This is a genomic window from Clostridium frigoris (assembly GCF_018861865.1).
GTDB lineage: Bacteria > Bacillota > Clostridia > Clostridiales > Clostridiaceae > Clostridium_AD > Clostridium_AD frigoris.
Genome location: NZ_JAHLDV010000077.1, coordinates 1 through 10,787, shown reverse-complemented (window position 1 = coordinate 10,787; position 10,787 = coordinate 1). Strand labels below are relative to the sequence as shown.

At 30.7% G+C, this 10,787-nt stretch carries 10 protein-coding genes and 1 pseudogene; 9 read left to right on the top strand and 2 right to left on the bottom strand.

Translation table 11 applies throughout. The features are described from left to right. Window positions 1–880 precede the first annotated feature (880 nt). The 9 genes from KPL37_RS18005 to KPL37_RS17965 all read left to right on the top strand — a co-directional run bounded on the left by KPL37_RS18005 (window position 881) and on the right by KPL37_RS17965 (window position 9,554). The gene (locus KPL37_RS18005) at window positions 881–2,290 is read left to right on the top strand and encodes an APC family permease (protein WP_216151468.1); all 1,410 of its coding nucleotides are present in this window, start codon (window positions 881–883) and stop codon (window positions 2,288–2,290) included. A 146-nt stretch (window positions 2,291–2,436) separates the two neighbouring features. Next, window positions 2,437–3,651, top strand: coding sequence for an aspartate aminotransferase family protein (locus KPL37_RS18000; RefSeq protein WP_216151467.1), 1,215 nt, complete (start codon window positions 2,437–2,439; stop codon window positions 3,649–3,651). A gap of 529 nt (window positions 3,652–4,180) precedes the next feature. After that, complete coding sequence (locus KPL37_RS17995; protein ID WP_216151466.1) at window positions 4,181–5,674, top strand: amino acid permease; 1,494 nt, start codon at window positions 4,181–4,183, stop codon at window positions 5,672–5,674. Window positions 5,675–5,942: 268 nt separating this feature from the next. Further along, on the top strand, window positions 5,943–6,182 hold the full coding sequence (locus KPL37_RS17990; protein ID WP_216151465.1) for a hypothetical protein: 240 nt from the start codon (window positions 5,943–5,945) through the stop codon (window positions 6,180–6,182). 139 nt (window positions 6,183–6,321) lie between these two features. Then, window positions 6,322–7,515, top strand: a complete 1,194-nt coding sequence (locus tag KPL37_RS17985) for an IS3 family transposase (protein WP_216151464.1) — start codon at window positions 6,322–6,324, stop codon at window positions 7,513–7,515. Then, on the top strand, window positions 7,463–7,663 hold the full coding sequence (locus tag KPL37_RS20445) for an IS3 family transposase (protein WP_425514050.1): 201 nt from the start codon (window positions 7,463–7,465) through the stop codon (window positions 7,661–7,663). The genes KPL37_RS17985 and KPL37_RS20445 overlap by 53 nt, the downstream gene beginning before the upstream one ends. Before the next feature lie 217 nt (window positions 7,664–7,880). Beyond that, window positions 7,881–8,297, top strand: a complete 417-nt coding sequence (locus tag KPL37_RS17975; protein ID WP_216151462.1) for a MarR family winged helix-turn-helix transcriptional regulator — start codon at window positions 7,881–7,883, stop codon at window positions 8,295–8,297. Continuing rightward, on the top strand, window positions 8,294–9,184 hold the full coding sequence (locus tag KPL37_RS17970) for an SDR family oxidoreductase (protein WP_216151461.1): 891 nt from the start codon (window positions 8,294–8,296) through the stop codon (window positions 9,182–9,184). Before KPL37_RS17975 ends, KPL37_RS17970 begins: the two co-directional genes overlap by 4 nt. Before the next feature lie 205 nt (window positions 9,185–9,389). After that, window positions 9,390–9,554 carry a hypothetical protein gene (locus KPL37_RS17965; RefSeq protein WP_246578365.1) on the top strand — a complete coding sequence of 55 codons (165 nt, stop codon included), beginning with the start codon at window positions 9,390–9,392 and terminating at the stop codon, window positions 9,552–9,554. Window positions 9,555–9,804: 250 nt separating this feature from the next. On the opposite strand, the gene KPL37_RS17960 is transcribed toward KPL37_RS17965, so the two are convergent. Further along, window positions 9,805–10,206, bottom strand: a complete 402-nt coding sequence (locus tag KPL37_RS17960) for a hypothetical protein (RefSeq protein ID WP_216151460.1) — start codon at window positions 10,204–10,206, stop codon at window positions 9,805–9,807. A 286-nt stretch (window positions 10,207–10,492) separates the two neighbouring features. After that, a pseudogene (locus tag KPL37_RS17955) lies at window positions 10,493–10,787 on the bottom strand (hypothetical protein); the annotation flags it as partial.

Genomic DNA, 10,787 nt, shown 5'->3' with positions numbered 1-10,787 from the left:
AAATAATTACTAAATTTACCATCGTTCGTGTTCTGAAATGGTCTTTTTGTTGTGTAATGAAATTGGCGACTACTTTCGCAGATTTACACTTGACTTTAACTAGCTGGTCTATTAACTTTTATTTATAATATTATAATAACCCAGTTAAATAAAAGTGCATATGGTATAAATTTACATATATTGTTTCATATTATGAACATTTAATTAACAATATGTTAACATTGCTAATATAGCTTGAAATTATTCAAGAAACCGTATTCAAAATACTATTTAAAATAATACATTGAATCTATTTTTAAAACTATATAAATTAAAGCTATGAAATTAGGGTATTAAACTTATATACAATAGCTTCAATTACCTCATTAAATAATAAACAAACTTTAAGTTGATATTGTTCATGTCCCCTGGGGGTCTTTGTGAGGCGAAGATGAACTTACTACATAAATAAATGTAGAGATAGTTTTAATATAAGGATATGTGAATAAAAATAGCACCTCTCTAAAAATGATACATAAAATACAACTAACATCAATTAACTGAATATATGTACAATTGATGTTATTTAAAACAAAACTTGCATTTGGCATAAAGTAGTAATATAATAAATCTTAAATTACAGAGAGGACTAGTAAATAGTTTCTAGAGCTTTTTACTTCATTTCCTAATGTTCTTAGATTTTGATATTTTTAATGATAATTGAATTAGAAGAGAATAATCTTAGAAATAAGTATCATTTAAAAGCAAAAGTCAAAATGGGTTATAAGAAACACAATAGCAAATAAAGATGATTTTAATTACTAATTATCATTGATATTAAATAGTTAATGATATTTTCAGTAAAATCTAATTCAAAAATAATATGTTAGGAGGAAGAATAATGTCAATATCAGGTTTAAAAAAGGATAACTTAAGTATTATTGAAACAATTGCTTTATCAGTGGCAGTTATAGCACCAACAGCAGCAATGGCATTAAACATTGCTATAATGGCTGAAACCTCTAAGTTTTCATCACCACTCGTATTTTTATTTTCAACTATTGTGGTAGGGCTTGTAGCTTATTCAATTATTGAATTTAATAAGCACATTGCTTCAGCAGGGTCATTATATACATTTACAAAAGTTTCTTTAGGCAAAAATATGGGTTTCACATCAGGATGGGCTCTTTTATTAACATATATTAGTGTTGGTGCAGGTGTTATGGCTGGTTTTGGTAATTTTTTTGGTAATTTCTTAGCTATATTTGGGTTAAATATTAATTGGATGTTAATTGCACTAGTATTTATTATACCCATTATTTTACTTGGAACTATTGATACAAAAATATGTAATAGAATAATGCTTGCATTTGAAGGTATATCAATCTTTTTAATATTAATACTTACTGTAGTTATATTATATAAAGTTGGAAGCACAAAAGGTTTTAGTTTAATGCCTTTTAAAACTAATGGTGTTAGTATGTCGGCAATAGCAGGTACTTCCGTATTCGGATTCTTATCTTTCATAGGTTTTGAGAGTGCTTCAAGTCTTGGAGAAGAAACAAAGAATCCTAAAAAGTTTATTCCAATAGCGATAATTAGTGCAGTATTTGTAACAGGATTATTCTATTTATTATCAAGCTATGCACAAGTCATAGGTTTTGGATTAGACGCATCAAGTCTTAAAGCATTAACTTCATCTAGTTCACCACTTTCAGATTTAGCAGGAAAATATATGTCAAAAAGTTTTGGAACAGTTTTAATATTAGCAGCATCACTTTCTTTCTTCTCTGGTATTTTAGGAACGGCTACTTCTGGGGCAAGACTTTTGTTTACAATGAGTAGGGAAGGATTAATGCCCAAATGTTTATCAAAAGTACATTCAAAATACAATACTCCATATGTTGCGCTTATACTTGTAATAGGAATAATGGTAGCTTTAATATTACCTTTATTTAAAAAAAGTGGTATAGAGGTGTTTGGATATTATGGGACGATTGGTTCTTTAGCAATATTAGTTTCTTATATACTTACAAGTGTAGGTTCTATAGTTTACTTTACTAAAAAGAAAATTTGGGGATTCTTTCATTGTATTATACCAATATTATCAATAATTTCATTGCTATTTGTTTTAAAGGCGAGTATATATCCAATTCCTAAATTTCCATATAATATTTTTCCATATGCAGTTTTTGGATGGATAGTGTTAGGGTTTGCTCTTAGAAATATATTCACTAAAAATAATAACGTTGAAGAAGAAATAACTAATAAGGAGTTAATAATACAAAATAATAGTCTTAAAGCAGAATAATATCAATTAACACATTGATTATAATTGTGTCGTGTTAAAAGTTTATTAAATATCATTTGTAATATGGTAGGTAAATCTTTGTACCATTTTTGTGGCAGAGGGTTATAAATATTTATTTGAAAATTTATCAATAAAAGGAGATCATTATGAATTTAAAAGAAAAAGGGTTAACTGCAGAGGATGTAAAGGCATTAGTAAAAAAATATATGATTGATACATCCGAACGTTTTGATTTCGTTTGTGAACGTGCAAAAGGTATGTATCTTTACGATGATAAGGGAGAAGGGTATTTAGATTTCTATGGCGGTATTGCGGTAAACAGTGCAGGAAACTGCAACGAAAAGGTTGTTGCCGCTGTAAAAGAACAAGTTGAATATGTAATGCATACATTTAACTATCCATATACTATTCCTCAAGCACTTTTAGTACAAAAAATCTGTGAAACTATTGGTATGGATAAAATATTCTATCAAAATACAGGAACAGAAGCTAACGAAGCCATGATTAAAATGGCCAGAAAATATGGTGTAGATAAATATGGTGAAAACAAATATCATATTATAACAGCAAAAAATAGCTTTCATGGAAGAACATATGGTTCATTAACTGCTACAGGGCAACCTGATAATGCATGTCAAATTGGATTCAAGCCTATGTTGGCTGGATTTTCTTATGCTGATTTTAATGATCTTGAATCCTTTAAGGAATTAGTAACGAAAGATACTATTGCAATTATGATTGAACCAATTCAAGGCGAAGGTGGAGTTATTCCAGCTACTGAAGAATTTATGAAGGGTATTAGAGCCCTTTGTGATAAAAAAGGTATTTTGCTTCTATTAGATGAAGTTCAAACTGGATGGTGTAGAACAGGCAATGTTATGGCGTATATGAATTATAATGTAAAACCAGATATTGTTTCTATGGCAAAAGCAATGGGCGGTGGGATGCCAATTGCAGCTATTTGTGCGACTGTTGAAGTGGCTAAGGCTTTCACTATGGGATCGCATGGTACAACTTTTGGTGGTAATGCTGTATGCTGTGCAGCTTCACTTGCTCAAATTAACGAACTGCTGGACAAACATTTAGCAGAAAATGCTAAAAAAGTAGGTAATTATTTCATGGATAAATTAAGGACGCTTCCACATGTAAAAGTTGTTCGTGGTAAAGGATTGCTTATAGGTGTTGAATTTGATTCACCTGTGGGTAAGGATATAAAACATGGTTGTATTAATAGAAAATTGTTAGTTACATTAATTGGAACTACCATAATTCGTATGACGCCACCACTTATTGCGACCAAGGAGGATTGTGATAAGGCATATGAAATTTTAAAAGCATCTGTACAAGAATCATATAAATAAATGTTAGGGGCTGTTTTAAAATATAAGTTATTTATAGCTTAATTTAAGACAGCCCCTTTGAAGCAAATCTTATTTATTTCTATATTGACCTATACTCCTTATGCTAATGAATCTACCTTCCATTAAATCTGCTTGTATCCTAAACATTATTAGAATTATTACTGAATATATTTATAAATATCGAAAATATAAACCAAAAGAAATAGATAGGGCTGAAACTGCATTACTATAATTTCCAGTAGATTATATAGGAGAAATATAGTATAATTTTATTGCGAGTTTTTTGATAAGTAAAGTCGAATTATAAACTATTAATGCTATGACTTTAGAGGATTATTTATAGGGGTAGGATGCTAGTTACTATACATATTGAGGGATTGGCTGTTAAATATTTAAAGTAAAATGAATACCATAGATGTTGTTTTAAACATAATTTTGTAATCAATGAAATTTCAAGTGAGACTATATTAAAATCAAATCAAATTAAAAATATTTAGCAAATACGTAATGATAAATAAAGGAGATTTTTATGAGTACAAATGAAGTGTCGAATGAAAGTGGAAGTGAGTTAAAACGATCTCTAAAACCAAGGCATATAGGCATGATTGCACTAGGTGGTGCAATTGGAACCGGTTTATTCTTTGCAAGCGGAAATGCAATTAGTTCTTCAGGGCCAGGCGGTGCAATTGTATCATTTGGTATTATGGGTATTGTTGTTTACTTTTTAATGACTTCACTAGGGGAAATGGCAACAAAGCTACCAATCACAGGCTCATTTGAAACCTATGCGTCAAGATTTGTTGACCCAGCTTTAGGTTTTGCATTAGGTTGGAATTATTGGTTTAATTGGGCTATAACTGTTGCAGCTGAATTAGTTGCTGCGGGACTTATTATTAAGTTTTGGTTTCCAACGACTAGAACTACTATTTGGAGCTTATGCTTCCTTGTTATTTTACTTTTATTAAACATACTATCCGCAAAAACATTTGGAGAAAGCGAATTTTGGTTTGCAAGTATCAAAATTTGTGCAATCATTATATTTCTTGTTATTGGTGTTCTTATGATATTTGGTATTATGGGTGGAAAATCACCAGGCCTTGAAAATTGGGTTTTAAATGATGGTCATGGTCATCGTGGACCATTCGTAGGTGGAATGTCTGCTATCATGATTGGATTCTTTGCAGCAGGATTTTCTTTCGCAGGTACAGAGGTAATTGGTCTGGCGGCTGGTGAGGCTGAAAACCCTGAAAAAGAAGTGCCAAAAGCAATCAACACAGTATTCTGGAGAATCCTTATATTCTATATTGGTGCAATTACCGTTATTGGATTCCTTATTCCATTTACAGATCCAAACCTATTAAAGGTTGGTGCGGAAAATATAGCATTCAGTCCATTTACTATTATATTCCAAAGATCTGGTATTGCAATTGCAGCTTCCCTTATGAATGCAGTTATATTAACCTCAGTTCTTTCTTGTGGTAATTCTGGGATATATGCAGGATCGCGTATGCTCTATGCCATGGCTAAAGAAGGAAAAGCACCTGCATTCTTAGGTAAGGTAAATAAACGTGGAGTTCCACTTAATGCTGTGTATCTTACAACACTCGTTGCTTCCTCTGCATTTTTTTCAACCCTAGTTGGAGATGGCAAGATCTACATGATTCTTTACAATGCATCAGGTCTTACAACATTCTTTGCATGGCTTGGTATAGCTGTTTGTCATTATAGATTTAGAAAAGCATATATTGCACAAGGTAGAAAATTAGAGGATTTAAAATACAAAGCATTATGGTTTCCGTTAGGGCCTATACTTGCAATGATTTTATGTACAGCGGTTATATTCGGTGCTAATATATGGGTTTTCCAAGCTGCAACCTTCAGCTGGTTTGATTTCATAACAAATTATGCACTTATTCCTATATTTATTTTACTCTTTTATGTATATAAAATTAAATACAATACAAAAATCGTTCCTCTTAAAGAATGTAATTTTGAAATTGAAGAGTATAAAAAGGGCGAATAATATAAACTGTTTAAATTAGAAAACAAATGCAAGTACCTCAATGGTTTGGGGTACTTGTTATTTTTTTTGATTATTGATTATACCTTGACTGGGGATTATTTAAATTAAATAATTGTTACAGGTGTTAAGTAATTCGGTTGGAGTATACCGCAGATGAACGTGAACGATAGCCTTCAAAGTGGCATTATATGGTGGTAAATATACACATAAACCGTTCATATAATATATGGACTTTAGACGAACGGTTTAATATAATAAGTATAAAGAAATGATTACATGCAAACATACTTTAATTAGAGTTAGTTCAAAGGAACAAAAAGGCATATTAATTGCAGTGATAGAAGGGAAATATAAGGGACGTAAGTCTATTGAAGTACCGAAGTTATGGGATAAGTATTATAATATGTACAAGGAAAACACTATAAAAGCGGTTGATGTTATGAAAATATTGAAATTAAAGAAAACTACATTCTATAAATTAATTAATCAATATGAAGAGAGTAATTAAGGCGGAACGGCTACGAGCATTTGATATTTAGGACATCATTTATGATACATTCAATGTAACAAGTCAACACGTGATATGCTCCCCATAAGGTAGACAGATTAAATAATAAAAATCTGTTACTAGAAAGGGGAGCATTTTTATGAATAAAAGAAGTAAATATACAGCAGAAGAAAAGTATGAAATTTTAAATGAATATGATAATGGAATTGGAACAATGAAGGAGATTGCTAGAAAGTATAAGATCAATAGAGTAACTTTATATAATTGGAGATACAACTATAGCAAATATGGAATAGATAGATTAAAAGAATCGGAATCATTTAAAAGATATTCAAAGGAGATAAAGGAGCTGGCTGTAAGGGACTACTTATCAGGAAAACTTTCACAGAGAGAAGTTGTAATTAAATATAAAATATCGAACATATCGGTACTTCAAAGATGGACAAACAAGTATAATGGTCATAGAGAAATAAAGGCAACACCGAAGGGAATGAGCCAGTCTATGACAAATGGAAGAGTTACTTCTTTGAAAGAAAGAATTGAAATTGTACATTACTGTATTGCTCAAAATAACGACTATAAGCAAACTGCTGATAACTATAACGTATCCTACGAGAAAGTATACCAGTGGGTTAAGAAATATGAAGCCGGTAGTGAAAATGCATTGAAGGATAGGAGAGGAAGAAAAAAACCTGAAGATGAATTAACTCTTGAAGATAAAGCGAAACTCTCAATGAAGAAATTGAAAGTAGAAAATGAGATAGTGATGAAAGAAATTATAATTATTTATAATAAAGTAAATGGGATTTACGGTTATAGAAGAATAACCATGAACTTGAATAGTAAGCTAAAGAAAAATTATAACTATAAACGTATTTATAGACTTATGAGGCTCTCAGGGTTACAAGCTGTTATCCGTAGAAAAAAGAAACGTTACGTCAAATCTAGTCCACAACAAGTTACACAGAACATTTTGAATCGAAAATTCACTGCTGATAAATTAAATCAAAAGTGGCTTACAGATGTTACTGAATTCAAGTATGGTAATTCTAGTAAAGCGTATCTAAGTGCCATATTGGATTTATACGACAACTCTATTGTAGGGTATGTATTTGGACATTCTAACAATAACCGCCTTGTATTTAAGAATTTAGATATAGTCCTAAATGCCTCTCCTGGCGTAAGCCCAATGATTCATAGTGATCGAGGTTACCAATATACCTCCAATGAATTTAAGGAAAAACTGGATGCTGCAGGAATGACACAAAGCATGTCACGAGTTGGAAAATGTATCGACAACGGTCCTATTGGAAGGCTTTTGGGGTATTATTAAGTGTGAAGAGTACTACTTACACAAATATAGTTCATATGAGGAGCTCTCTAATGCAATTGATAAATACATTATTTTCTACAATACTAAAAGATTACAGAAAAAGTTAAACAGCCTTAGTCCTCTGGAATTTAGGGCGTTAGCCGTCTGAGTAATTTTTATTATTTCGACTGTCTACTTGACAGGGAGCAGTTCATTACCATTATGTTACTTTCACAATATTAATATCACCTAATATTAAACCCACATCTAGTTCCTACACCGACAAAAACTATTAATGATTTAGATTGATTATAGAATTGACAAATAAAAAATAAGTTAGTATAATATCAATATAGTTAGTACACTAACTATATTGGAGGCATCATATGCAAAACTTATCTTACTTAATAATCAAAGCATCAAGGCACCTTAAAAACAAATTAGATAAAGCATTGAAAGAATTTGGCATAACTGCGGCACAGTTTTCAGTTATAATTCAAATATATTCATCGGATCAGCCAATAACGGCAGCGGAAATAGCTAAGAAACTGGGATCGGATAGACCGACTATTTCAGGAATTATAAATAAATTAGAGAAAAAAGGCATAGTTCTTAAAATTGACAATCCAGAGGATAAAAGATCTTCTTATTTAGAAATACATAAAGAATCTAATAAGTTAGTTGAAAAAATTAAAATAATAAGTGATGAATTAACAATTAATATATTTTCTATTTATTCAGAAGAAGAAACTAAACAATTTACAAGAATGATTTTCAAATTAATTGAAGGGACTGAAGAATGATGGATAATACGATATTATTAACAGGAATAACAGGGAATGTAGGAAGTGCAGTAGTTAACTATTTGAAAAGTATAAATATAGACTTCATAGCAGGCGTAAGAAACATAGAAAAGAGTAAGCAGAAAGATGATTCTATACAATATGTACATTTTGATTTTGAAGATGCATTAACATATGAAACAGCTTTACATGGTGTTAAAAAAATATTTTTAGTAAGACCCCCACAATTGACAGATGTTAGAGGAATATTTAAACCATTTATTAAAAAATGCAAAGAAGCTGGTGTAAAGCAAATTGTATTTCTATCTTTATTAGGTGCAGAAATGAATCCGTTTCCACCCCATCACAAAATTGAAAAGGCTATTGTAGAATCTGAAATACCTTACACATTTATTCGCCCTAGCTTTTTTATGCAAAATTTATCAACAACACATTCAGAGGATATCAAAGAACGTGATGATCTCTTTATCCCTTCAGGAAAAGCTAGAATTAGCTTTATAGATACAAGAGATATTGGTGAAATTATAGGAAGAACAATTACAGAGGAAGGGCATGAAAATAAGGCTTATACTATTACGGGTTCGGAGGCTATTACTTATTTTGAAGTTGCAGATACTATGACAAGATTACTTGAAAGAAAAATCACATATTCAAATCCACCCATGCTTAAATTCAGAAAAAATATGATTGATAGAGGTATCAAAAGGGAGTTTACAACGGTAATGATGATATTATATTTTACAACGAAATTAGGCATGGCAAACCATGTTACGAATACTGCTGAATTACTTTTGAAGAGAAAACCCAGAACAATAGAAGAATTTATAAAAGATCATCTTGATGTTTGGAAATGTGGTAATTTAAAAGACAGAGTATATTTACAATGATTAACGAATGCATTTAGCCTCAAAGTGAAAGTAACTCAATTGGTATTGTGTTACTTTCAAAATATATGTCTTAATGTATAAAATCCGTGTTTTGGTATTACTACCCCATTAAGTGATAATATTAAATAGAAATTACTATGAGGTGGGGAAGTGTTATTATATTATGAAAAAAAGAAATATTATCATAGGGAGTGTATTAATTATTGTGATAACTTTTTTTATTACTGATTTCTATTTAGCAAAAACCAATAAATCTCCTGTATTTGCAATTCCAATTGTAATGTACAAAGATGGTGGTTCTGTAGAATACTATGGTTTGGGATATAAGATATTCAACATACGCACCACTTGTAGAAGTGGGCGATTGTAAACCGCAAAAGCGGTCCAGTTCTCATTGAACTAAGAACCGTAAGAAACAATATCCTTGTAACATAGAGCTTGTTTAGTATTCTAAACAAGCTAATTTTTATAATAAGCTACAAGTATAATTATTTCATGAGTAGCTCATAATTAATGCACCCCTATCACGTAAGTGCCTTCACTGCGTAGCAACCTTAGATTTTAGGGTAACTATAAGCTATAAAGCAATTTTTTTTATTGAAGTAATTTATCTAAATGATTTAATTAAAACTAAACTTTACAATAGGTTTTTCTTTAAAGATAACATAATTGCTTACTATAGTATCTTTTACAAAAGCTTTTAGATTCAAGTATCCGAAGGTGCTTGAAATTTTATAAAAATACTGTATTTTAAGTGTCTTTAATTCTTTGGACAGTACCCTCCAATTTTTTGTAAATGTTCTATATATCAAAGGTATTTTCTCTTTATACCCAAGAGATCTACGAGCTATACAGTATGCAGCGGATACATGAATAGATATTCCTTTAGCTTTCATATAATTTATTTTACCCATTTGGCTAGTATATGCTGGGTTTACATAAAATACGGCTAAATTTTCTTTAAAAGCCCTGGAACTGATTGCTTCAATGATTTTTTTATGAGCAAACATACTGATTTTCATATTTCGTTTAGTATTCCCATAAGTTAGTTTGGATTTACTGATGTTTTTAATATTCTCACCAGCAAGTGGTTTATTTTTATCCCTGGCTATTTGAACAAGCTCTAAGGCACCCTTTTCTAAAATTTTTGAAATTTGCCCTGAAGTTTTATTTGCTATATTAAAACGTATAGTGCCAAAGTCTAATAGGTTCCCGATACAATCAGTTTCACTCCATGCAATATGGTCGTAGTTTATATCATAGCTTACAACTCCATTTGCCTTAGAATAATTAATTTTATTCTCATCTTTAAATAGTCTCAGGCAGTTGAATCTTTAGTAAATTCGTTTCGTAGTTGCATTTAACACAAGCATTTCCTTGTGTAACTGTGTTAAGTCTTTGAAGTTCTATAGTTTTATGTCTAGCTTTATAGAAGTCTTCTTTCCATTCAAAATGCTCATTATATAATGTATGCTGAGCTTTGAATAGTTTCTTAGTACCAAAACATGATTTTACTGCACTTGTATTAAGTCTAGCAAGTTTTTGTTTTTGATAACCTATACCACGCTTAATCATATTCAGTTTATTAGTTAATCTGCTAATT